This window comes from Bacillus sp. AK031, assembly GCF_053903065.1.
This window is the reverse complement of sequence record NZ_CP096424.1, coordinates 258,388-281,154: the sequence shown is the minus strand read 5'-3', so window position 1 is coordinate 281,154 and position 22,767 is coordinate 258,388. Positions and strand designations below refer to the sequence as shown.

The 22,767-nt window shown below is 43.7% G+C and carries 19 protein-coding genes and 1 pseudogene; 5 read left to right on the top strand and 15 right to left on the bottom strand.

Features of this window, described 5'->3' with window-relative positions; all coding sequences use genetic code 11:
* The first annotated feature begins 30 nt into the window (after nt 1-30).
* The 3 genes from tagU to M1E09_RS01360 all read left to right on the top strand — a co-directional run bounded on the left by tagU (nt 31) and on the right by M1E09_RS01360 (nt 3,282).
* Entirely contained in the window at nt 31-963 is a 933-nt protein-coding gene (tagU, locus tag M1E09_RS01370) for a polyisoprenyl-teichoic acid--peptidoglycan teichoic acid transferase TagU (protein ID WP_456273120.1), read from the top strand.
* A gap of 373 nt (nt 964-1,336) precedes the next feature.
* Nucleotides 1,337-2,320: an S-layer homology domain-containing protein gene (locus M1E09_RS01365; RefSeq protein ID WP_456273119.1), complete on the top strand. Its 984-nt coding sequence runs from the start codon at nt 1,337-1,339 to the stop codon at nt 2,318-2,320.
* A 209-nt stretch (nt 2,321-2,529) separates the two neighbouring features.
* Nucleotides 2,530-3,282: a hypothetical protein gene (locus M1E09_RS01360; protein ID WP_456273118.1), complete on the top strand. Its 753-nt coding sequence runs from the start codon at nt 2,530-2,532 to the stop codon at nt 3,280-3,282.
* Nucleotides 3,283-3,382: 100 nt separating this feature from the next.
* Here the strand turns inward: M1E09_RS01360 and M1E09_RS01355 are convergent, their stop codons facing one another.
* The 3 genes from M1E09_RS01355 to M1E09_RS01345 all read right to left on the bottom strand — a co-directional run bounded on the left by M1E09_RS01355 (nt 3,383) and on the right by M1E09_RS01345 (nt 7,450).
* The gene (locus M1E09_RS01355; RefSeq protein WP_456273117.1) at nt 3,383-4,936 is read right to left on the bottom strand and encodes an S-layer homology domain-containing protein; all 1,554 of its coding nucleotides are present in this window, start codon (nt 4,934-4,936) and stop codon (nt 3,383-3,385) included.
* A gap of 175 nt (nt 4,937-5,111) precedes the next feature.
* Nucleotides 5,112-6,458 carry a UDP-glucose dehydrogenase family protein gene (locus M1E09_RS01350; protein ID WP_456273116.1) on the bottom strand — a complete coding sequence of 449 codons (1,347 nt, stop codon included), beginning with the start codon at nt 6,456-6,458 and terminating at the stop codon, nt 5,112-5,114.
* A gap of 107 nt (nt 6,459-6,565) precedes the next feature.
* Nucleotides 6,566-7,450 (bottom strand): helix-turn-helix domain-containing protein, encoded by an 885-nt coding sequence (locus M1E09_RS01345; RefSeq protein WP_456273115.1) that lies wholly within the window; start codon nt 7,448-7,450, stop codon nt 6,566-6,568.
* 560 nt (nt 7,451-8,010) lie between these two features.
* Here M1E09_RS01345 and M1E09_RS01340 point away from each other — a divergent pair.
* Complete coding sequence (locus M1E09_RS01340) at nt 8,011-8,310, top strand: hypothetical protein (RefSeq protein WP_456273114.1); 300 nt, start codon at nt 8,011-8,013, stop codon at nt 8,308-8,310.
* 147 nt (nt 8,311-8,457) lie between these two features.
* Here the strand turns inward: M1E09_RS01340 and M1E09_RS01335 are convergent, their stop codons facing one another.
* Nucleotides 8,458-9,117 carry a hypothetical protein gene (locus M1E09_RS01335; protein WP_456273113.1) on the bottom strand — a complete coding sequence of 220 codons (660 nt, stop codon included), beginning with the start codon at nt 9,115-9,117 and terminating at the stop codon, nt 8,458-8,460.
* A 100-nt stretch (nt 9,118-9,217) separates the two neighbouring features.
* Here M1E09_RS01335 and M1E09_RS01330 point away from each other — a divergent pair, with 100 nt between their 5' ends.
* Entirely contained in the window at nt 9,218-9,565 is a 348-nt protein-coding gene (locus M1E09_RS01330) for a hypothetical protein (RefSeq protein ID WP_456275061.1), read from the top strand.
* A 53-nt stretch (nt 9,566-9,618) separates the two neighbouring features.
* Here the strand turns inward: M1E09_RS01330 and M1E09_RS01325 are convergent.
* The 11 genes and pseudogenes from M1E09_RS01325 to hutU form a co-directional block, all read right to left on the bottom strand.
* Nucleotides 9,619-9,756: pseudogene (locus M1E09_RS01325) on the bottom strand (transposase); the annotation flags it as partial.
* Entirely contained in the window at nt 9,756-9,923 is a 168-nt protein-coding gene (locus tag M1E09_RS01320) for a hypothetical protein (protein ID WP_456273112.1), read from the bottom strand. The gene M1E09_RS01320 and the pseudogene M1E09_RS01325, both read right to left, overlap by 1 nt.
* A 110-nt stretch (nt 9,924-10,033) precedes the next feature.
* The gene (locus tag M1E09_RS01315) at nt 10,034-10,561 is read right to left on the bottom strand and encodes a DUF6241 domain-containing protein (RefSeq protein ID WP_456273111.1); all 528 of its coding nucleotides are present in this window, start codon (nt 10,559-10,561) and stop codon (nt 10,034-10,036) included.
* 111 nt (nt 10,562-10,672) lie between these two features.
* A complete protein-coding gene (locus M1E09_RS01310) occupies nt 10,673-12,667 on the bottom strand; it encodes a penicillin-binding transpeptidase domain-containing protein (protein ID WP_456273110.1) in 1,995 nt (664 codons plus the stop codon).
* A gap of 203 nt (nt 12,668-12,870) precedes the next feature.
* Nucleotides 12,871-14,145 carry a group II intron reverse transcriptase/maturase gene (ltrA, locus tag M1E09_RS01305; protein ID WP_456273109.1) on the bottom strand — a complete coding sequence of 425 codons (1,275 nt, stop codon included), beginning with the start codon at nt 14,143-14,145 and terminating at the stop codon, nt 12,871-12,873.
* A 546-nt stretch (nt 14,146-14,691) separates the two neighbouring features.
* Entirely contained in the window at nt 14,692-15,675 is a 984-nt protein-coding gene (locus M1E09_RS01300; protein ID WP_456273108.1) for a LysM peptidoglycan-binding domain-containing protein, read from the bottom strand.
* Nucleotides 15,676-16,633: 958 nt separating this feature from the next.
* Nucleotides 16,634-17,371 carry an NERD domain-containing protein gene (locus M1E09_RS01295; RefSeq protein WP_456273107.1) on the bottom strand — a complete coding sequence of 246 codons (738 nt, stop codon included), beginning with the start codon at nt 17,369-17,371 and terminating at the stop codon, nt 16,634-16,636.
* 147 nt (nt 17,372-17,518) lie between these two features.
* Nucleotides 17,519-18,673 (bottom strand): IS4 family transposase, encoded by a 1,155-nt coding sequence (locus M1E09_RS01290; protein WP_456273106.1) that lies wholly within the window; start codon nt 18,671-18,673, stop codon nt 17,519-17,521.
* Nucleotides 18,674-18,833: 160 nt separating this feature from the next.
* Nucleotides 18,834-19,790: a formimidoylglutamase gene (gene hutG, locus M1E09_RS01285; RefSeq protein ID WP_456273105.1), complete on the bottom strand. Its 957-nt coding sequence runs from the start codon at nt 19,788-19,790 to the stop codon at nt 18,834-18,836.
* Nucleotides 19,768-21,048 (bottom strand): imidazolonepropionase, encoded by a 1,281-nt coding sequence (gene hutI / locus M1E09_RS01280; RefSeq protein ID WP_456273104.1) that lies wholly within the window; start codon nt 21,046-21,048, stop codon nt 19,768-19,770. Before hutI ends, hutG begins: the two co-directional genes overlap by 23 nt.
* A complete protein-coding gene (hutU, locus tag M1E09_RS01275) occupies nt 21,048-22,709 on the bottom strand; it encodes a urocanate hydratase (RefSeq protein WP_456273103.1) in 1,662 nt (553 codons plus the stop codon). The genes hutI and hutU overlap by 1 nt, the downstream gene beginning before the upstream one ends.
* Between the last annotated feature and the right edge of the window lie 58 nt (nt 22,710-22,767).

Sequence of the window (22,767 nt, the reverse complement as noted above, 5' to 3'; positions counted from 1 at the left end):
TTAGTTTGAATAAAAGTGAGGTTACTCGAAATGAGAACAGATAAACATAAAAAGAAGAAGCGCACCTGGCTGAAGGTGACCGGCATCCTCCTGCTGGTCCTGCTGATTGGCGGCGGTGCTTATGCCTATAGTGTCTACCATTCATTGAATAAGGCCGTTGAAACGATGCATACTCCGACGGAACGGGAATCTTCCCTGCGGACGAAGGATGTGGAGTTCAGTTCCCGCGAGCCGTTCTCTGTGCTGCTGATGGGTGTAGATGAACGTGAAGGCGATAAAGGGCGTTCAGATACCATGATCGTATTGACGGTGAATCCTGAAGCAGAGTCCGTGAAAATGCTGAGCATTCCGCGTGATACACTCACCGACATTATTGGCCACGGAACAAGAGATAAGATCAACCACGCGTATGCTTTCGGCGGAGTGGAAATGGCAATGGATACGGTGGAGAATCTGTTGGATATTCCGATCGATCATTTTGTTCAGATTAATATGGAAGGTTTTAAGGAGATCGTCGATGCAGTCGGCGGCATCACGGTTCAGAATGACCTGAGCTTCTCTTCCGGCGGTTATGATTTTCCTAAGGGCGAAGTGACATTGAGCGGTGCAGAAGCTTTGGCTTTTACCCGGATGAGATACGAAGACCCGCGCGGCGACTTCGGCAGGCAGCAGCGCCAGCGCCAGATCATCCAGGGAATCATCCAGGAAGGCGCAAGTGTCTCAAGCCTGTGGAAATTTGACAATATCTTCGATGCACTTGGCAACAATGTCAAAACCGACCTGACCTTCGACCAGATGATCGACATCCAGAAACACTACAAAGCGGCAGCAAAGGATATCAATCAAATCCAGATCGAAGACGGATCCGGCACTAAGATTGATGGAATCTATTACTTTGTGATATCTGAGGGAGAAATTGCTCGCTTGCAGGGTGAGTTGAAGGAGCATATGGGGATTGAGTAGATTTCGTGACTAGATCTCGTGACAGTCACAACCCGAGATTTGTCGATTAATATCAGATGAAAAGCCCCGGCTATTTTTTAGTCGGGGCTTTTCATTGGTGTGGATCTTCACTTCCTTAATTTTTTTTTGTGAATAACCGCATAATCTTTTCAACAAGATACTCAGTCCACTTCCACGAAGCCTGCCCTCACTTTATTTAGCAGCGAAATGAATCAATATAACCATTCACTATTTTTTATCATGAGAGTTTTTGCCTTATCTATAATTGGTTTTAATTTGATAGGTATATCGACATATGTAGTAGGTCTCTTTCAGTAGCGTTACGGTTTCGGTAGGATGAAAGAAATTTTGATAGTGAAAGGGGAAAGATTGATTGAAGAAACTATTGTTGGTTCTTATGACTCTCAGCCTAGTATTTCCTTTTTCATCGTTGAGCACCGAAGCTGCCGGCGGGTTTACGGATGTTTCCGCCGGCTTCTGGGCTAAAGATGAAATTTCATATATTAGCAGTTTGGACATCATCAAAGGTTATGATGACGGCACGTTCAGGCCTAATTATAAGGTCACTCGGAGGCAGGCTGCACTGATTATCGGACGGGCGTTGGACATTGATACGCGCAACAGACCAAAGCCGAAGTTTGCGGATGTACCTGTGAGTGATGAAGCGTATCCTTATATCTCAGCACTTACGGATGAGGGAGTCTTTGATAATGTAACTTATTTTAACCCTTCGGCATCATTAACGAGAGGGCAGATGGCAAAGATCCTGGTGAATTCTTTTGATATTACCGGTAAAAGTTCCAAGGTCTTCAAGGATGTTCCCGTTGGTTTCTGGGCCTACCCTTATGTTACACCATTGGTGGCGAGCGGAATTACGACCGGGGTGAGCAATTCTTATTATGCCCCGAATGATTCTGTGAGCCGTGCCCAGATGGTGGTGTTCATTGACCGGACATTGAACTATAAAAGTGAGAGCTTCCAAGCTTCTGAGATTCTGAGGCTGACGAACATTGAGCGCGCAAAGGTTGGTGCGCCTCCATTGAAGATTTCAACTGAAGTGCAGCCGGTGGCGATGCTGAAAGCGAAGGACATGGCGGTTAACGGTTATTTCTCCCATACATCCCCTACCTATGGCAGTCCGTTCGATATGCTGAAATCGTTCGGCGTTTCTTATATGCGCGCGGGTGAGAACCTGTTTGCCGGGGATTCATCTCCTTCGGTCGCTGTTTCTTCCTGGATGGACAGTCAGGGACACCGCGAGAATATGCTGAATCCGCACTTCACTCATATGGGAGTCGGGTATGCGGAAGGCGGCCCTTACAGGTATTACTGGGTGCAGATGTTTATTACGAAATAGAGATTTATTGGGAGGCCCTTTTTGGGGTCTTTTTTTTTGTGGTTCGACAATTTCCGGGGCGTGACTGGGATTAACCGAATTGGATAGGATTACCCGAAGTATCTTTGGGTACTATTACCTAATGTAATCAGATTGTAATATTTTCGAAACTTTCCTTCTTTGAAATCGTCTAATTAGTAAGAATAATTTTTAGATTTTCAAGGGGGAGAATGATGAAGAAGAAGCTTTCAATTGTTGCCTTTTTCACGGTGTTGTTTTTGGCTGTCGGCGCTTTTCATTATCAAGGGACTAAAAGTACGGTAACGGCTACGAATGGTGAGGAGAATCCGCCGGTGAAGGAAGAGCAGGATGAAAGTGCCTCTGAAAAGATAGGACAGAATAATGAACAGGAAGATAAACAAAATGTCATCCCTGAAGACACTGAAGATACAGAAAATGCTCTCGATCCAGAAGATAACCACACCCCACAATATAATAAAGATGGTTCTTCCATTGAAGGATCTTCATCATCTGATACTGAGTCTACTCCTGAAAAAGAAGACCCTACTCAAGATTTAACTTCGGATGAAACGACATCACCTGAGCCTGAACGGATTAAGCATGGAGATGATGTTTATATAGACGTTACAGATGAAGATAAATTCAAAAAATTAGCCGCGAAGGCACAGAAGTTCGGAGCAAGGCTTTACGGTCTTGAGAACTCTGATTTGTTCGCTTTTATCAAAGGTAATGAACCGTTATTATTGTTTTCACCTGGAACCGCAAGTGCAGAGGTTGAAGATATTGACGTCCTCAAAGATTTCTTTTCTGGGAATGAAGACTTCCAAAAAGCAAATGGATTTTCCACCAATGTCGATGTTGTAATAGAGACAGGAGCAAAAGTGGATGTTGAATTTTCAAGATTCTCCGGTTACCAAATCTATAAGAAAGATAACTCCATCATTGTAAATTATGGAGATTAATAGAACCCCCTCACACTTATTTAGAGTGAGGGGGTTTTTTTGGCATTCAACAAAAAATAAGGTGTTGACTGCAAAACTCGGATTGTGGCAGTCACACATACTAATAAGCTATCGTTTCCAAACCAGTGAAGCTCTTGGCTGAGTTTGGCAGTTTGACGGTTGTGAAGAAGATGAGTTTGTTGTCTTTGTAGATCATGTGCTGGATGTTTCCGTAGGTATCCAACTGGTAGATCGGTCTCATCAGGTTGTAGTCGTAAGCACGGACGACGTTGTTGTTGTCCGCCGTATAGAATTCGTTATAGTCGATGTCGAAAGCGATTGCCTTATATGGCTGGTCGAGCTTTCCTGCAAACACCATGTCAGCAGATTGTGATGCAGAAGCTTCAAATATGTGGCCGGTACCATTGAATAGATAACTTCCATCGTCTGAGATTGTTATATCTGTAGTTAGGTCATAATCACCATGGTAAGGCGACCTTACTTCTGGTGTAAGAGCACCATTTGCGATAGAGTACCTGCCTATCTTTCTCGGAGAAACCGTAGTGGTTATAGAATAAAGACGGTTTTGAGAAGGATGCATACTGATCAACGTCATTTGATACGCTGACTGAGAACTCAACTTCTCTCCCGTAACACTATTAAAGCTTTCGATGTTCGTATGCTGTCCCGAACCTGAAGATACATACACCACCCCATTATCATCAGCAGCAATATCATATGGATCCAGCTTAATATGGATGGTGTTTTCAAGTTCCATCGTGTCTGTGTTGATGACCGCAAAAGCACCCTCTTGATCTTCATCCCACCAATAATAGCTGTGTTGACCTTTTAATTGGGTTACAAAAATTTTACCGTTTGCATAATCCATTCTTTCAACTGGAAACTGCAGCTCAACAGCATTCACTTCCTGATTTTCAATATTCAATTCAACCACAGAGTTTGATTTGCCATCAAGGACATAGATGATCGGCTCTGTCGGATGAGCGTCATAATCTAACACCTTAAAATCAAACAGCCCTTCAATCAAGCTGTCTTTTAGCTTGTTGTTAGGTTTTTGGAAAGAAGGATCTATGATTCTCGCTAAAAACACAGCAAAATGGGCTCTTGATAGTGGAATATCCGGCCTGAACGTACCGTCGTCGTATCCAGTCGTAATATTATTCGCAGCTAAAGGGCTTACATACTCATACGCCCAGGAACCGATTTGGACATCTGTGAATTCGTAAGGATAGATTCCATAAAGGCCGTAAGCATTGGTTAAAATCTTGGCCATCTGGCCGCGTGTCAGTGTTCCCCAAGGATCGAATCTTCCGTCATTTTTTCCGGAGATAATCCCAAGCTCCACAGCCTTGGCCACTTCTTCATATCCGTAGCTCCCTGGCTTCATGTCTGTGAATCCCGGATTCGGCGAACCGCCTGGTTCTTCTCCCAGATCCCTTAAGATCATCTGGACCGCTTGAATCCTTTTGATCGGCTGTGCCGGTTTGAATGTCCAGTCATCATACCCTTTAATCACTTGCAAACTAGTAAGAAACTCAATCTCTTCCTGATACATCGTAACATCTGAAAAAGAAGCGGCACTCGTCTTTTCCAAAGGCAGCGCAACCGACGACAACACCAAAATCGCCACAAGGGCAGTCAACCATCTTGTCACTTTCATCCCTCTACATTCTTGTAAAATATTTGAAATCTAGAATATTTTATATTGTTTACCAAGACTTGTATATAGCTAAATTGTGGTATATTTGGTGACTGTCACGCCCCGGAATTTGTCGAAATCGGAGAGGGAATTCTGGGTTGGAACCTAAAGAAAAACCGTGGCGTGACAGTCACGACCCGGTTTTTGTCGAATGCTTCAATGGCTTTCTTCCTATGGAGTAGTAGTCGGCGCCGGCTTGTCTTGCTTCTTCCAACGTGAAGCAATTGCGGCCATCGAAGACGACCGGGGTTCTCATTTCTTTTACCAGGGCTTCCAGGGTCAAGGTGCGGAACTGTTCCCATTCTGTGACGATGAAGGCCATGTCAGCGCCTCTGACGGATTCCAGGGTGTTGCCGGCATACCTAATGCGATTGCCAAACAATTCTCTTGTATTTTCCATGGCGAACGGGTCAAAGACTGTAACTTCAGCGCCGTAGTGGAGCAGCTGTTTGATCATTTCAATAGCCGCCGCTTCCCTTATGTCATCGGTATTGGGTTTGAAGGCGAGCCCTAAGAGTGCCGCTTTTTTGTCTTTAAGCTTCTCAAAGTGTGCAAGGGCTTTGCTCACCAACTTGATTTGCTGGCGGGAGTTGACCCTGATGACGGATTCCAGAAGTTCAAATTGGTGCTCGATGCCCCCTGCTATTTGCACCAGCGCATTTGTGTCTTTTGGAAAACAAGAGCCCCCATATCCGATTCCAGCCTTCAGGAACTGCGAACCTATCCGGCAGTCCATCCCCATACCCTGTTCGACTTCCTCGATATCCGCTTCTAATTTTTCACAAAGGTTGGCGATTTCGTTGATGAAGCTGATTTTGGTCGCCAGAAAGGCGTTGGACGCATACTTGATCATTTCAGCGCTTTCCAGTGATGTTTGTAGAATCCTCGTTTGAAATGGCTTGAAGAGTTCTTTCATCCGGTCGGCAGCTTCTTGGGATTCAATTCCGATGACGATGCGGTCCGCTTCAAACGTATCTGCAATCGCAGAGCCTTCGCGCAGGAACTCTGGGTTGGAAGCGACCTCAAAGCAGATGTCTGCTTCGAGAGAGTCAGCCACCCACTTTTTCACTTTCGCATTTGTTCCCACCGGAACTGTACTCTTCGTGACGATCACCACTCCATTTTTCCTGACAGTCCGGCCGATTTGCTGTGCAGCATTTTTTATAAAAGTAAGATTTGCAGAACCGTCTCCGTTTTGGGGTGTTCCAACAGTGATGAAGATGAAATCTGCGTCTGAGCATGCCTCTCTATAATCGGCAGTAAAATAAAGCCTCCCTTCCTCTAAGTTCTTTCTAATCATTTCTTCAATTCCAGGTTCATAAATAGGGGATTCTCCCTGTTGGAGAATCCAGATCTTGTTATGATCAATATCGATACATGTGACCGTGTTCCCTATTTCAGCCAGACACGCACCTGTTACCAAACCTACGTATCCGGTACCGATGACGGTGATCTTTTTAAAAGATGCCTCCAGCATTTAAATGCACCTGCCTTGATTAAGATAATTAAATTCTATCAAATTGGTTAAAATGTTAGCACATTTTCAAAGATATTTTACAATAAATTAACGCACCAACAATATTGTCAGTGCGTTTTACTGGACATGCCTTCAATTTTCGCTTGAATGATCTGGATGTATTTGTCGTCCTTCTGCAATTCAAAAACGATCAAGGCTTTTTCCATATATGCTTTTGCCTGCTGGATTTCCCCGTGCAGTTCGTAGTTATAGCCAATTTGATAGTGCAGTTCTCCTAGAAGGAACATAGTATCCTTCTCGATGCACCATTCGATCGAGTCCTTACAGAGTGCGATGGACTCATCATACTTCTGCAGCCTGGTCAGCACGCGTGCGTAATTGTAGTATAACCGTGTTTTAATGGTGGAGTCGTAGAGATTCGGAAGCATTTGAATCTCTCCCTTGATCGTTTCATAAATATCCATTGCTTTTTCCAGGTCTTCTTGGAAGTAAATGATACCGATGGAGATTTGGATTTCTATCTCTTTCTCTGAATATACCTTGTTTTTCTGCCTTGTCAGGTTGATCGCTTTTTGGAGCGTTGCAATAGCTTTTTCTGCATTTTTCTCGAATTCGTATTCGTAGATTCCTTTGTGCCATAACAGGAGTTGAAGGTTTAGGTTATTTTGTGAAAACAGCGGGTTCTCTTCTTCAGCCTTCACAATCTGTCTGATTCCCTGATAATCAAAGGTCCGCCTTGCCACTTTCAACTGGTGCGCCACCTCCTGTACATAATCGAGGCGCGGCGTCATGCCAATATCAAAGAAGTAGTTGACGTCGACTCCAAGCTTTTGGGAAATAAGATATAACGTTGAAGCATAAGGATAGACAATCCCTTTTTCTATCTTACTTATTTGTGCCTGCGTACAGATTCCTTCAGCCAATTCTTCCTGGGAGAGCCCGATATTCTTTCGTAATTCTCTAATTTTTTTGCCTACTGCAGAAAAATCCATTCGTATCCCCCTAAAAAATATGCCTATAATTATATTTTCACTCGAATAAAGGCGATTTTCCTAATAAACACCCTAATATTTCTTATAAAAGCCCCTAAACCGGAAATGATGAGAATTTTCTAATATGTTTTAATATAACTAACAAGGATATTTTATCATATCTGATGAACATTCACTTAATAAAGGGAGGAAATACCTAATGAAAAAGAAATTAATCGCAATCCTTGCAGCTTCTCTTCTAGTATTTGGAGTAGCAGGTACTACAGCTTTTGGAGCTGGAGCAACTCCGACTAATACTGAACTTCCAAACATTCACTAAAATCCTATACTTACTGGTAAGAAAGCACTTCCAAAGCGGAGTGCTTTTTTTCAGTTTATCATTATCTGCAGGATGCCACTATATTCTTTTAGGAATATGCCCGAAGTTATATAAATTGGAGAAAAACCCGATTTTCCAATCCATAGTCCCTTTTTCGGAGATTTTCCCTCTTCTAGGCGAAACCCCCGTTTTGTAAAAGTTTGATATTCTTAATTTACAAAATGATCAGGGAGGTTTTAAAATGAGTGAGATTGAAATGAAGGTCATTCCGTCTTATATCGATGATGAGCTGGCAATCGTCTTCCACTTTGAATTCGAAACGTCAAAAATGAAAGTGGGAGAAGCCACAGTCTGCACGTATACGCTCACTAACTCCCAGAGTATTCATTCAGCCGGACCCCATAACTTCCGCAAAAACAAATACGCAGTCTTAAAAGAACTAGACGTCATTGAAGAATATAAATATACAGTGTTGAAGATGATATCCCACTTCCTGAAGGTGATTGGGATATCAGGGCTTACGAAGGAAATGATTGCTTGAGGATTGGATTGGGCTTGGATTGGTGACAGTCACACCCCGGTTTTTTGTCGAATCGCCTTGATCAGGAGACTCTCATCAACCAAGTGTTTTCTTAGTCTTGAAACTCACTAACAAAAATCCCCTTTTAGAAGGGGATTTTTAGGTTAGTTATTGTAGATTGAAGAATACTTTGCCGCCATTCCAGGAATCATATGCCATGGTCACGTCTTCTCCCGTTTTAACAAGGCCCGCTAAATAACCTTCTTTTTCACTTCCGTTGTACATCTGAAATGAGAATTCCGGTGTTGTGGTACCCACGATATCACCGCTGTATACATCTCCGCTTTCGCTCACAAACTCAAAGTTCATGATGCCGTCAATCATAAATGGATAATCTTCTGTTTCCGAATCCAATACTTTTACTTTAGCGTTTACAAGCATCCATTCATAGCCTTCAGGTGCTTCTTCGTTATATTCATTCATTTCTGTCAGCATTTGATACGCTTCTTGTCCTCTGATCACTTCATTAACCGATAGTTCAATCGTTGTCTCATATTCATTCATTGAGTCGTCGGTAGTCACTGTTTCAATGGTGGCGACTTCATTCATTGGCACAGGATTAGAACGCGTTCCAACCTCAGATCCTTCTGGCTCATTCGATTGGTCTGTTTCTTCTGCTTCTTCCTGTCCTTCTTCGCTGGTTTCATCCTGAACTGTTTCTTCTGTGTCCTCAGTACCTACACTCCCCTCTTCATTTGCGCAGCCGGCAATGAGAAGTGCAGATAATGCACTTACTGATAGTACTTTTGCTAATTTATATTTTTTCAAAGTAATCTCCCCTTGAATAGATTAGTATGTTATGTGTTTTTCCGACCAGAAGGAATTTAAACTTTTTATCTTTCACTAAATGCTTCAAAAGTTCCATCTTGTGAAGGTTCTTAATCACATAAATTCCAACTTTTTAGATGTTGTTTTAAAGAAAACCAAGTATGGAATAATTGATTATTATAAAGATATTTCTTCTCTTGTAGGGAGGATCAAGAGAGATCATTTAACACTTCTCTTAGGCTGTTACATGTATTTACTTTTGTACTTCTCCAAGCTACCAAGGTACTGGTTTTGCTTTTCTGAAAGGGAGCCTTCAAAATGGTTGAGCAGGTGGAGCGGACTGAAGAATGACGGGTATGTCCGGGAGAGGTTATGGAAGTACTGGAAAGAACTCCAACCGTATTCAAGGGGATCTGAGACCATATTGGCCCTGACCGGGTTCATATGAATATAGTGGCTTAGATTAAGGTTGCTTGTTGACCTTGGAATAATCTCCGCAAAGAATCTCTCATCGTAAGCATGGCCTGTAAGGCAATATCTTGTGTTATAGTACCTTGAATATCTCCAATTGATCATGGACATCACAGTAGAGAGATCATTTTTTGAAGAGCGGACCTGCAGATGGTAGTGATTGGTCATTAAGCAGTAGGAGCAATTTCAAATGAGGTTTTGCTGTGGACTTTAGTGAGGATGGATAGGAACGCAGCAGCATCTTTTTCGTCTTGGAAGAGAGGGTCTCTCCTGTTGCCTCGAGTTGAAACATGGTAAAAATGCTCTGGCGACCAGTTTCGTTTCTTTCTGGACATGTATTCACCTTCCTTTCGTTTTGGCTTATTATAGTATTCTCTTCTCTTTTGAAAATACCTGCAAAGAAAGTGACAGCCATCGACAAATTCCGAGGCGTGACTGTCACGAATCATCTTTGTTCTGTTTTTTGTTTTCTTAGATACGCCTGTTCTTCCTCATTAGACAGTAGCCCTTCAGCCCTGCCGACGGTTCCGCCCAGCATGGTCCAGATTTCGTTGTGGTCGTGATCCGCTTCGCTGAAGTTCCCTTCATGCCACTTTATCAGGATATCTCTGTAAATTTGTTCGTGCTTGTAATCTCCTTTATCCAATTCGCCCAGCAGGTAGAGAATTCTTTCGTCTGTCATTCTGTAAAAGGACCATTTCTTGTCAGCTTCGACTTTCTGATGGCTCATTGCATGGATGTACTGCTGAATGATACCTTCGTTTAAAGGTGACAGAAAAGGTTCCCCGAAAGGATTCTCCGTATCACCCTCAGGCTGCGTTTCTTCTCCTTCGAATTCTTCGGAATTATTGTTCCCTGCGAAGTTCCCTCCTGCTCCCTTTTCATTGAAATAAATGAAAATTGAGCCCGCTGAAACGGTTACAAGTAATAGAATTATTAGAATGAAAAGTGCTGTCTTCTTTGCTTTGGTCATAAGCCAGATTCCCCCTCAGGAGTGTTCAACGTTGAAGAGTTGATTCGACATATTTCGGGTGGTGACAGTCACCACCCGAATGATGGTTCGACAAAAAACGGGGCGTGACAGTCACCAATTTAGATAGAACTTCTTCGCAACCTCAACCGTATGCGTACTCCCGCCTCTTTCCTCTACATTTTCGAGCAGCATGGCGAGAATGAAGTCAGGCTTGTTTTGGTCATAGCTGACGAATAGGCCGTTTTCTTTTCCTGTGGTGCCTTGTTCGGCTTTGATTTCGGCTGTTCCGGTTTTTCCGGAAATGGCTCTTCCCTCGACGGCAGCTTTTCCGGCGATTCCTTCTGTGATGACCTTTCTAAGGTCCGTTTTCAGGAGTTCAGCTTGATTTTTTGTCAGCAAATCATTTTTCCAGACTTCCTTCTCTGACCCGTCCAGCAGCAATGGTTTCATCATAATTCCGTCATTGATGATGGCGCCAAATGAGTTGGCGAGGTGGAGAACGCTCATCTGGATTTGCCCCTGGCCATAGGCTGAGTCGGCCAGCTGGATTTCTTCTTTGATTTCCCCTTCGTTGGCAATTTTAGAATTGGCAATCGGATAGGCAAATGGCAGCTCTTCTTCAAAGCCGAAATTTTTCAGGCCTTGCTGGAATGTTTCGGCTCCCATATCAAGCCCTGCTCTGGCAAAATAAATGTTATCGGAGAACTTGATGGCATCTTCAAGATCGACAGAGGTGTCATTATCTAAAAACCTTGTGACAAAGTAACCTCCCCATGATCGGTCTTTTTGCCATTGTTTTGCCGGAATGGCGTACGTTTTAGCCGGATCCAGTTTTCCTGACTTCAATCCGATGGCAGCGGTGATTGGCTTCAGGGTCGAACCTGGTGAATACGTATTGGCAAATCGGTTGAGCAGCGGCTTGTCTGGATCTTCTTGTAAGGCTTGATAGTTTTCCGTCGACATGCCTAAGATAAATTGATTCGGATCAAAGGATGGGACACTTAGCAGCGAGAGGACCTCACCAGTATTAGGGTGGATGGCCGCAGCTGTTCCCGCTTCGTCCTTCATCTGCTCATAAATGGACCTCTGCATGTCGGCATCAATGGTAAGCGTCAGATTTTCTCCGTTCTGAACCTCAGTCATCGCGACATTTACATTGTCTCCATTTTCCTTTTCAATTGATATTACGTGGCCGTTCTTCCCGCGGAGTTTTTCCTGATAAAGCTCTTCCAGCCCTCTTTTTCCAATGATGGATTGGCCTGTATACCCCTTGCCTTCCAGGTCTTCAAGATCCTCTGCTGTCACTTTTCCAGTATAGCCAATCAGGTGGGCGGTGACTTCAGCGTATGGGTATACCCGCGCTTCGGCCTTTTTGCTGAATAATCCATTTATGGTGGTTACCTCTACTGCCAATTCACGGTTGTCGACCGAGATTTTTTTCAGCGGGACGAAATGCTCCGGCTTGACCCAGCTTTGGTTCATTTGGCTGTTGATATATTCAGGCGTGATGTCCAGCAGCTGGGCAACTTTTTCAGCATCTTCGGAAGCGAATTTTTCAGGAACAACCCCGATTTGATAGACTTCTCCGTTCATCGCAAGCGGGTTGCCGTTCCGGTCGAATATCTCGCCTCTTTGTGCAGGAATGGTCTGGATTCTGACTTTATCACCCTGTGCAAGATCTGGCAGGATGAGGGAAGGCTCCCAGCTGAGGTACCAGTTTTCTTTTTCATCCATCGTTTCCTTGATAAGTTCTATTTCTTTTTTGTATTGAATATCCCCTGCAAGGGTAGTCATTTTGATTTCGACCGGAAGTTTTACACTTTCCTGCTCCTCCCAATTTTGCTCTTCCTCTGGCTGTATGTAAGCTATCTTTAGGTTTTTCACTTCCAGGTCGGCGTACAGGTCTTCATAGCGATTGATGAAGTCTTCCGTTGCATAGACTCCTTTACTTTCTTCGGTTAGGTACTGGTTATACATTTGGGTAAAATCCCGTTTATTCCAAAGGTCGATATATGCTTCAAGGCGATCGTCAGGCTGTGGCTTTTCCTGGCAGCCGGCAATGAAAATAAGTGATATCAGTATGAATATAAATCCAAGTTTCTTCATTATAAAATACCCCCTCATTATGCTTTTCCACTATTCTATGAAAATTATTCCATAAACTTCACAAGATTTTTTTATAAAAAAGGTTTATGTTTTTGGGAAGGGGGTAGTTATAAGGTAAATCGAGTAGAGGGAAAATAATCATGTTATTATTTTCGCCCCTCTCACAACACCGTACGTACGGGTCTCGTATACGGCGCTTCAACTTATATTACAGTGTGTACTTTTAGATAATGGGTTAAAACAGAAGGGAGTCCCCTCTGTTTTAGTCTTTCATTTGAAATTGCTCTATGGACCACTTTAGAAAGTCCTATAAACCGATAACCTTTTCTGCAGAAGGTTAGTCCTTTCGCTTCTTCCTTCGGAATCCCTAGTTGAATAAGCGATTTGATTTGTTTACTCGGAACTTTCCATTGTTTCCAGATGATGACCCTTATTCTAGAGCGGAGCTTCTGGTCTATTTGTTTGGTCACTTCTTTCATATTGGCAATCCTGAAGTAGTTCACCCATCCAAAAACGACTTGTTTCAATTTCAAAATTCGAAAGTCTAATGGAACACTCCAGTTTCGTTTTGTGAGTTGGCGAAGTTTTCTTTGAAATTTCCGTATTGAACTTAGATGAGGTTTCACTTGATATTTCTTGTTCTTATAGTCGTAATAATATCCGTATCCTAGAAATTTCAGTTCTTTGGGACGGGCAATCCTACTTTTCTCTGCGTTGACTATAAGTCCTAATTTTTTCTCAATGAATTTCACAATTGATTTCATTACTCGGTCCGCTGCTTTTTCGCTTTTCACAAAAATAAGTGAGTCATCAGCGTACCTTACGAATCTTAATCCTCTATTTTCAAGTTCTGTATCTAGTTCGTTCAACATGATATTACTCAGTAGTGGACTGAGGTTTCCTCCTTGCGGAGTACCGACAGGTGTATCTTCATACTTTCCATTTACTATGACTCCACTAACTAAGTACTTTCTAATTAATGAAATGACATCTCCATCATCAACTGTCTGAGATATAATGCGCATCAGTTTATCATGGTGGACTGTGTCGAAGAATCTTTCAAGATCGATATCAATAACCCAGTCATGTCCTTCATTCAGAAATTCCAAGCTTTTAATAATTGCCATCTCACAGCTTCTTTTTGGTCTGAATCCGTAACTGAATTCGCTGAACTGTTCTTCAAATATCGGACTGAGAACTTGATGAATGGCTTGTTGAACAACTCTGTCCACTACTGTTGGTATTCCCAATTTGCGCATCTTTCCGTTTTCTTTTGGGATCTCCACTCTTAAGGCAGCTTGTGGATGGTATTTTCTTGTTCTGATGCGCTTCCGCAATTCATCCTTGTTTTCCTTCAGGTATTGCTTTAGTTCATCGACCGTTACCCCATCTATCCCACTAGCGCCTTTATTTTTATAGACACGCAAGTAGGCTTCATTCATATTTTGATTACTAAGGATTTGTTCTAAAAGTTCCACACTCGTTTCTCCTTTCCTCTCACGTAGTAAGTGATATCTCGTATTTTGGCTATCCTCTGAGGTACGCTCATACTTTCACCATTAACACATTCGGAGTAGGTCACTTACGCGTTCGTGGTGTCGAAACACTATAAATTGTTCCGCCCTTCATGAATTCGCTTCACTACTATGGCTTCTGCTGACTTCTTGCGACTAACCTTTTTCGACTGTACTCCTGTACATCCGCAAGATCTCCCAGGGTAAGACAACTATCTTTCCTCTTTTACTCGCCTGATTTACTTCATAAAGTTACGCACATCTTTTGGACTTTAGTTTGTTATGGAACTTCATCCCTTTATAAAGCCTTTGTATCAGATTTCTGTTCGTCGAGCCAAGATTTTATTCCACGCTTCCTCCAGCCCTTATTTCACAATAAGTACCTTGCGCTTCCTTAGTGGTTGGTCGATGTGTACCCCCACAGTGGACTTTCACCACCTAGATAGTTGCCATGCCTGGCACACATAGAAAAAACCCTTCCTGGCGGGGAAGGGTCGAATCGTTTTTTTATTAGTAGCGAGTGTAGCCTGTGATTTTCGGGTTCCAGTAGGTATTGCTCAAGCTTGTGACTTCTACTCCTCTGTTTCCGGAATGGATGAACTCATTGTTGCCTAAGTAAATTCCTACGTGAGAAATGCCTGGCTTGTATGTGTTGCTGAAGAACACAAGATCTCCCGGCTGCGGGTTGCTTACTCGTGTTGTTTCATTCCAAAGGCCAAGTGCATTCGTTCTGCTGACGTTCATGCCTGCTTGTTTGTAAACATAGTAAATGAAACCACTGCAGTCAAAGCCTGATGGAGTTGATCCACCCCATACATATGGTGTTCCTAAATGTCTCTTCGCTTCATTTATTACGCCTACACTGTCATTTAATGCGCCTGATACTTTTGTTACTACAGGTACTGCAGGTTTTGCTACTTCAGTGTTAGAGATTGATAGTTTTTGGCCTACACGGATAAGGTCACTGCTTAGTCCGTTATTGTTTTTGATTTGCTGCACAGATACTCCATATCTTTTCGCGATGTGGCTGAGTGTATCACCGGATACTACTGTGTATGTGTCACCTTGTAAGGAAGATACTGTTTTAGCTGGTGCTGAAGACGTTGATCCGCTTGCGCTTACCTTCAGGCGCTGGCCAGGGAAGATCAAGTCGGTGCTCAAGCCGTTCCAGCTTTTAAGGTTGCTGACTGACACCCCATAGTTTCTGCCAATCTTAGAAAGGTAGTCCCCTCTTTTTACTACATACGTTTTTGCAGATGTCGATTGTGCCGGCGCTGCTGTTTCTCCGCCAACTTCCAGTTTTTGGTTTACATAGATAAGATCTGAGTTCAGGTTGTTCCAGTCTTTAAGTTGTGAAACGGATGTGCTGTATTTTTTAGCCAGATGTGAAAGTGTATCGCCTGACTGTACTGTATGACTCGCTGCTTGTGTATATGATGAAAAACCCATTGATAACATAGCGGCAGTTGACAAAGCTATAACTGATTTTTTCATAGAAAATTTCTCCTTTGTTTCTCTGCTAGATTTTTTGCTTTCAGATTTGATTCATTTGTCTGAAAGCTGATAACGAAATCTATTGTAGCGCAGAAAAACAGGAATTTAAGTGGAAATGTTTTCCGACCTATTTACCAGATTAACCCTGATTTTGGTGTAAATTCTATGAGCCTTAGACCCTGCTGGGGTTTGAGATATTTTAGTAAATAAAATTATTCAGAAATTTATAGTTTTTGGTTTTTTTTACTAGTTTTCTCGGGGTTGAAAGTGTAAATATACACCTAAAAACGTTGATATAGAGCCGTTTAGCGAGGGTTTTTGTGTAACAGTTGTGATAACAGTGTTACTATATCATGATAGTATTGTTACAAATATTACATAAGATCTTAAGGTTGTTATTAATCAAAACACTCCCTGATCTGGATAGGTCAGGAGTGTTATTTGTGTGTGGACTTTAATACGTTAAAGCGTGAAGAGGGACTGTCCCCTATCGCGCTTTAACGCACTAAAGGTGGTTGTGTGGTAAAATGTAGTGGATCTTTTGAATAGCTTGTTTTTCAAGATTAAGAGGTGAAGTCATTGGACAAAAAAAGGTACATTCGAAATTTTTATTTATATCATTCTTTAGTTCCTATTGTTTTCTTTGCGATTTTTGGGCTAGTTTTTTTTCTAAATACTTCTTTTCTATATTTATTACAGGTCTCACCAATTCCTTTATTAATCGTGGTGGATATTTATTATCTCTGGAAGATTAAAAGGTTATGGGGAATGCATTTGGTTCTGGGGTGGATCGCGAGTGTGATAACGCTGTTTATTTCGTTTATGGTGTTTACGATCATTTTTGCATTGAAAGCATTGCCTTTAATGGGGAGTGTTACAATTTTAATGAAATAAAAACAACAACGCGGGGCATCCTCTCGTTGTTGTTTTTTCTTAATTGGAAATATTTCAGTGCTACTTATGCTGTGTAACGGCATTTCGGATAATTTTCACAGCCTTTAAAGGAACCATACTTTCCTTTCCTGGGGACTATTTCCCCTTCGCATTTTGGACAAATATTATCTCTGACTTTTTGTTTACTTTGTATGCGGTCCGTTTTTAGTTGTGTAACATGATCTTTGGAAGCTTGTTTACCTTCTATCACTGCAGACTTCAGATGATTATATACCGCTTTAGCATAGGGATTGGAAATCCTCTTATTTCCATATGAGTCAATTACTTTTTTTATTCTAGTATCATATGTAACATGGACATCAGGCGTGGATACATCTATCTTCTTCAAGTCTGCTTTAGTGTTGAATGCAATGATGGAGATATAAGGCAGTTTGATTTGCTCTCCTAGAGCATCTTTGATTGCTCCGATATGGCCATAGTTTTGATGGATGGGATTATGGAACTGCTGTTTATGCTTATAAATTTGCTGAGTCCATTTTTTACTTTTTTCACTGCCGAAAATCCAGCCTTTATAGTTCTTCGTTTCAATTACAAAAATCCCATAAGGAGAAACAACAACGTGATCAATTTGAGTTGTGTTTCCATTTTGGCCAGGCAGCAGGATGTCATGCAGGATATAATATTTTTCCTGGTCCAGCTTTCTTAAATAGAATTTCACCCAGCCCTCACCGATCATTCCTTTCACCTTAGGTAAGCTGAGGCAAGCTGCTGCAATTACCAGGAGCACATAAATAATTAACAACCTTTTCACCTCCGTATTGAATATTACTCTCATATAATACCATATTTTTACACCAGCCGATTGATACATATAGTAAATAGAAGGAAAGGATTTCCCTTTATCACTTTAAAGCACTAAAAGGGACAGCCCCCCACGGGTGTTGATTAGCTATATTTTTCCAAGAGATTGGCACAGACTTCCCCTTTGTTCAAAAAGGGACTTGATTGCACACCTTACCTCCACAGGTAAGGTGAGTGCTATGTAACGACGAGTGAATTCTATAAAGGTGAAAGAGTGCAGGATATCCCACTCTTCTTTTGTTTGATTGTAATTCCAGCGTAAAAGAAAGTAACTGATAAGAGTGCCATAAACCTGGCTATATACAGAGTTCGGCGAATTTCCAAAGAGATTGGAAAGATCCAGATTGCCTTTTACCCAACGGAAAAACAACTCGATTTGCCAGCGGAGCTTATAGATATAAGCAATGTCTTCAGGGGACATCATCATTAAGTTCGACGCAACTCTTATTTTGTTTCCTTCGTTGTCGGTGAACGTAACCACTCTGAATCGACTCTTTGTCTTACGGGAACGTTTTCCGATAAAGGCTGTCAGGTCTTCTTTCACATCGCCCTCTTCATCCAGAGGTACACTGTGTTCCATCTCTTCCGAGAGAGAGAAGGAGTTAGCGACTCTAATCACAAAGAATTGGTTGTGTTCGTGTAAATCCTCAAAGTCTCTCGTCCTTGCATATCCTCTATCTGCGGTGATGATGGACAGAGGCTCCGAGTCTTCATATAGCTTGGGTGCTACCATGACATCGTGGTGCCGCCCGGTTGTATGGATGACCTGGGCAGGTTGTCCTTCTTCTACATCGAATTTTGTATGGAGACGAATAGCGTGGCGAGTGCGGGTGTAACCCGCCCAGCTCCTATCTGGATGTTGAAAAGTAATGGTTGTGGAGTCGACCGCGAATAGTTTATAGGGTTTAAACAGTGCTCGGCGCATTCCACGCCCTAAGCGATTGACTAAGCGAGAAAATAGTTCTTGTAGGATCTGATAAGAGACCTTTTGAGCCTTTTTGGCGAGGGTTGAGTGGTCAACTGAAGGCAAACTGTCTTCTTGGGGCATCTTGGTTTCGGCATCTCGGAAGCTTTTCCAATCTTTCGCAGAGGAAATAACAAAAAAGCGTACCAAATCGTGGGCGGAAAATTTTCTTGCCGTGTCACGATAACCCCACTTCTCACAGAGGCTTTCCACCTCTTCGTCAGTAATGAACGTTTGAAGAACCTCGGATAATTTGTTAAAGTTAGTCAATGTAGCCACTCTCCTTTTTAGTGTTGTTAGAGGTAACAAACATTCTAAAAGAGAGTGGCTTTTTTTGTCTAATGATACCGTTTATTTTACATTTAATGGTTAATCAATACCCGTGGACAGTCCCCTTTGGCGCGTTAAAGCGTCATAGGGGACTGTCCCTTTTAGTGCGTTAGTGTGATGCAGTGCGTTCCTTCATGCTGTTGAGCAGCAGGTGGGCTGCTACTCGGCTGGTCATGTCTCGGATGTCGAGGGTTGGGTCGATTTCGACGATGTCCATGGCGGCTGTTTTTTTGTGTTTACAGCCGATGCTGACGGCTTCCATGAGGGTTTCTGTGTCCATCCCTCCTGGTCCGATGGCCGGGCAGCCCGGTGCAAATGCCTGGTCAAGGACGTCCATGTCTACTGACAGGTAGATGGTGTCGACTTTTTCTTCTAGCATTTTTAAAGTTTCTTTCATGATGTGGGCGATGTTCCGCACTCTGACTTCATTCATTGTATAGACGCTGACACCGTTCTCCATTGCATACTGATAGTAGGCTCCGGCATTGGAGTAATTTCGGATCCCAATCTGCACGAGGTCCTCCCCCTTTAAGATGCCTCTCTCCAGCAGTCTGCGAAATGGCGTTCCGTTCGTAGGACCCCCATCCTCGACATTCCGCAGATCGTGGTGAGCGTCGAACTGGATGACCCCGACTCTTCCTTTATGTTCTGTCAACGCTTCTATGGAAGAAGTGGAGATGGAATGGTCGCCGCCCAAGATGACGGTAAAAGGTGCGGCGTCTTCTGCCCAAACTTGAGTCAGAGATTCATAGATTCTGTTCTGCGACTCGACGATGCTTGTCGGGTGCATCAGAATGTCGCCGAAGTCGATAAAAGTGTGATCGGAAAGCTCACGTTCCTCTTCAATGGCAAAAGTAGAATACGAGCCGAGACACCGGCGGATTACCTCGGGGGCAAAGCTCGCCCCTGAATGGCTGATCGAGGACTTGGAAAGGGGGGCCCCTACGAGAGCGATATCCCCCTTCTTCCCTTCCGTCCATGGTGTCAGCAGTTCATGTGCTTTTTTTGTAAAACGATCCTGGAACTGGGCTTTGCCTGCGCCTCTAAGATGTGTAAACCTGCTCATCTTCCCGCTCCTTTCCATACACTGCTTTTCCTGCTTTCCACACGGTGTTCACGTGATTCACCCCATAATGGTACGGAACATAGTGGTAGTTCGGCACATCCCATAGGACGATATCCGCTTTACGTCCAAGGGCAATTTTTCCGGCGCTTTCACCTCTGTTGATTGCATGGGCAGCATTGACGGTGATGGCATTCCAGATTTCTTCCGGCGTCATTTTCATCTTCAAAGCGGCCAGATTCATGATCAGCTGCAGGTTCTCTGTCGGTGAGCTTCCAGGGTTAAAATCCGTTGACAGAGCAACTGCTGCTCCTGCTTCGATCATCTCTCTTGCTTTTGCATAACTGTCTTTGTTCAGGTAAAAACAAGTTCCTGGCAGCAGAACGGCAATAGTGTCCGATTTTCCGATCATTTCAATGCCTTTTTCCGAAGCACCAACCAAGTGCTCTCCGCTTCTAGCGCCGACTTCGACCGCCATTTCCGTTCCGCCAAGCGGGTCGATTTCATCAGCATGAATCTTAACGTCAAAGCCCATTTCCTTGGCTTTTTGCAAATAGCTGCGTGCTTGATCAACAGTGAATACCCCGGTCTCGCTGAAGATATCAACGAATTCGGCAAGCCCCTTTTTCTGGATTTCCGGGAGCAGATCGAGCATCTCTTGTAAAAATTCATCCGATCTTTCTTTATACTCAGGCGGGATGGCATGAGCACCAAGGAAGGTTGATACCAGATCGATGTGGTGTTCTTCGTTCAGTTTCTTCACGACGCGTAACTGCTTTAGCTCTGCTTCTTTTTCCAAGCCGTACCCGCTTTTCGCTTCCATTGTGGTGACTCCATAGGAAAGAATGCGGTCGAGGTGGAAGCGGGCTTTTTCCAGAAGCTCTTCCTCTGTCGCATCACGGGTTGCTTTTACCGTGGAAAGGATGCCGCCGCCTCTTTTTAAAATTTCCAGGTAAGGGACACCCTGCTGCTTCAGGGCCATTTCATGTTCACGAGAGCCGCCGAATACCAGGTGTGTATGCGGATCGACAAGGCCTGGTGTAACCAGCTTGCCTTTGGCATCAATCATGCGGTTTGCTTTTAGGTCAGTCGTTTCTGTAGACTTTCCGATCCAGGCAATTTTTCCGTCATGGATGGCAAGTGCAGCATTTTCAATCATCGGAGCTTCTGACATGTGCTCCCCCCTGATCGGCCCGTCGCCGTGCTCCATCGTCAATAACTGCCCGATATTTTTTATCAGTACATCGTAATGTTGAGTCATTATTTGTCTCCTTTCATAGGAACGGTGATATCCCATTTATCTGCTGTTTCTTCTGCTTTTTCATAGCCTGCGTCGACGTGGCGGATGACACCCATTCCCGGATCGGTTGTCAGGACGCGCTCAAGGCGTTCGTGTGCCAGGTCAGAACCGTCAGCCACGACAACCATTCCGGCGTGAAGCGAATATCCCATACCGACTCCGCCGCCGTGGTGGAAGCTGATCCACGAACCGCCTGCCGCCGTGTTGATCAGCGCGTTCAGGATTGCCCAGTCGCCTACTGCATCACTGCCGTCTTTCATTGCTTCTGTCTCGCGGTTTGGAGAAGCGACGGATCCGCAGTCAAGGTGGTCACGGCCGATGACTACAGGTGCTTTTAGCTCACCTTTTTTTACAAGCTCATTGATGGCAAGCCCCATTTTCACACGCTCGCCGTAGCCCAGCCAGCAAATACGGGAAGGCAGCCCTTGGAACGCCACTTTTTCCTGCGCCATATCGATCCAGTGGATGAGCTCCTTATTTTCCGGGAAAAGTTCTTTGATCAGGCGGTCCGTACGATAGATGTCCTCAGGATCACCGGACAACGCGGCCCAGCGGAACGGCCCTTTTCCTTCGCAGAATAAAGGTCGGATGTAGGCAGGGACGAATCCAGGAAAGGCAAATGCCTCCTCTACACCTTCATCTAAGGCGACCTGGCGGATGTTGTTTCCGTAATCAAATACGATGCTGCCGCGCTTCTGGAATTCGAGCATCGCCTCGACGTGTTTCGCCATGCTTTTTTTAGCTTGGGCTGTGTAGAGCTCCGGATTGTCTTTTCTTGCAGCCTCTGCTTCTTTTACAGTATAGCCTTCAGGTACATAGCCGTTAAGTGGATCGTGAGCAGATGTCTGGTCAGTGACGATATCGATTTTCGCTCCTCTTCTCAACAATTCATGATGAACCAGCGCTGCGTTTCCAAGAAGGCCGATTGACAGTGGGTTGCCCGCTTCTTTTGCTTCGTATGCCATCATTAACGCTTCATCAAGGGAGTCTGTTTTTACATCCAGATACTTGGTTTTGATACGTTTTTGGATACTTTCAGGGTCAATGTCCACGGCAATCACCACGCCGCCGTTCATTGTGACGGCTAACGGCTGGGCCCCACCCATTCCGCCGAGTCCGGCTGTCAATGTGATCGTTCCTTTTAATGAACCATTGAAGTGTTCTCTACCGACTGCTGCAAATGTTTCGTAGGTTCCTTGTAAAATTCCCTGCGTGCCGATGTAGATCCAGCTTCCCGCCGTCATCTGGCCGTACATCATCAGGCCCTTTTGGTCGAGTTCATGGAAGTGTTCCCAATTGGCCCACTTTGGTACGAGGACTGAGTTTGAAAGGAGGACCCTTGGAGCCGCTTCATGCGTTTTGAATACTCCGACTGGTTTTCCTGATTGGACTAACATCGTTTCGTTATTTTCGAGCGTGCGAAGCGTATTAACGATCGCATCGAATGATTCCCAATTTCTTGCTGCTTTCCCGATCCCTCCGTACACGACAAGGTCTTCCGGTTTTTCCGCCACCTCTGGGTCCAGATTGTTATATAGCATTCTTAGGACCGCTTCCTGCTCCCAGCCTTTACATTCGATTTCGAGTCCTTTTTTTGCTCTGATTTGACGAGTTTTTTCCATTATAGGTTCCTCCCTTTATAGTGATCTTATTGATAGAGTTATAGTCCTGCCAGTTCAT

What these genes read in the sequence shown, in the direction of transcription:
- tagU (WP_456273120.1), top strand. Translation starts at nt 31, where the DNA reads ATGAGAACAGATAAACATAAAAAGAAGAAGCGCACCTGGCTGAAGGTG.
- M1E09_RS01360 (WP_456273118.1), top strand. Translation starts at nt 2,530, where the DNA reads ATGATGAAGAAGAAGCTTTCAATTGTTGCCTTTTTCACGGTGTTGTTT.
- M1E09_RS01350 (WP_456273116.1), bottom strand. Translation starts at nt 6,458, where the DNA reads ATGCTGGAGGCATCTTTTAAAAAGATCACCGTCATCGGTACCGGATAC.
- M1E09_RS01345 (WP_456273115.1), bottom strand. Translation starts at nt 7,450, where the DNA reads ATGGATTTTTCTGCAGTAGGCAAAAAAATTAGAGAATTACGAAAGAAT.
- M1E09_RS01340 (WP_456273114.1), top strand. Translation starts at nt 8,011, where the DNA reads ATGAGTGAGATTGAAATGAAGGTCATTCCGTCTTATATCGATGATGAG.
- M1E09_RS01320 (WP_456273112.1), bottom strand. Translation starts at nt 9,923, where the DNA reads ATGTCCAGAAAGAAACGAAACTGGTCGCCAGAGCATTTTTACCATGTT.
- M1E09_RS01315 (WP_456273111.1), bottom strand. Translation starts at nt 10,561, where the DNA reads ATGACCAAAGCAAAGAAGACAGCACTTTTCATTCTAATAATTCTATTA.
- M1E09_RS01310 (WP_456273110.1), bottom strand. Translation starts at nt 12,667, where the DNA reads ATGAAGAAACTTGGATTTATATTCATACTGATATCACTTATTTTCATT.
- M1E09_RS01300 (WP_456273108.1), bottom strand. Translation starts at nt 15,675, where the DNA reads ATGAAAAAATCAGTTATAGCTTTGTCAACTGCCGCTATGTTATCAATG.
- hutG (WP_456273105.1), bottom strand. Translation starts at nt 19,790, where the DNA reads ATGAGCAGGTTTACACATCTTAGAGGCGCAGGCAAAGCCCAGTTCCAG.
- hutI (WP_456273104.1), bottom strand. Translation starts at nt 21,048, where the DNA reads ATGACTCAACATTACGATGTACTGATAAAAAATATCGGGCAGTTATTG.
- hutU (WP_456273103.1), bottom strand. Translation starts at nt 22,709, where the DNA reads ATGGAAAAAACTCGTCAAATCAGAGCAAAAAAAGGACTCGAAATCGAA.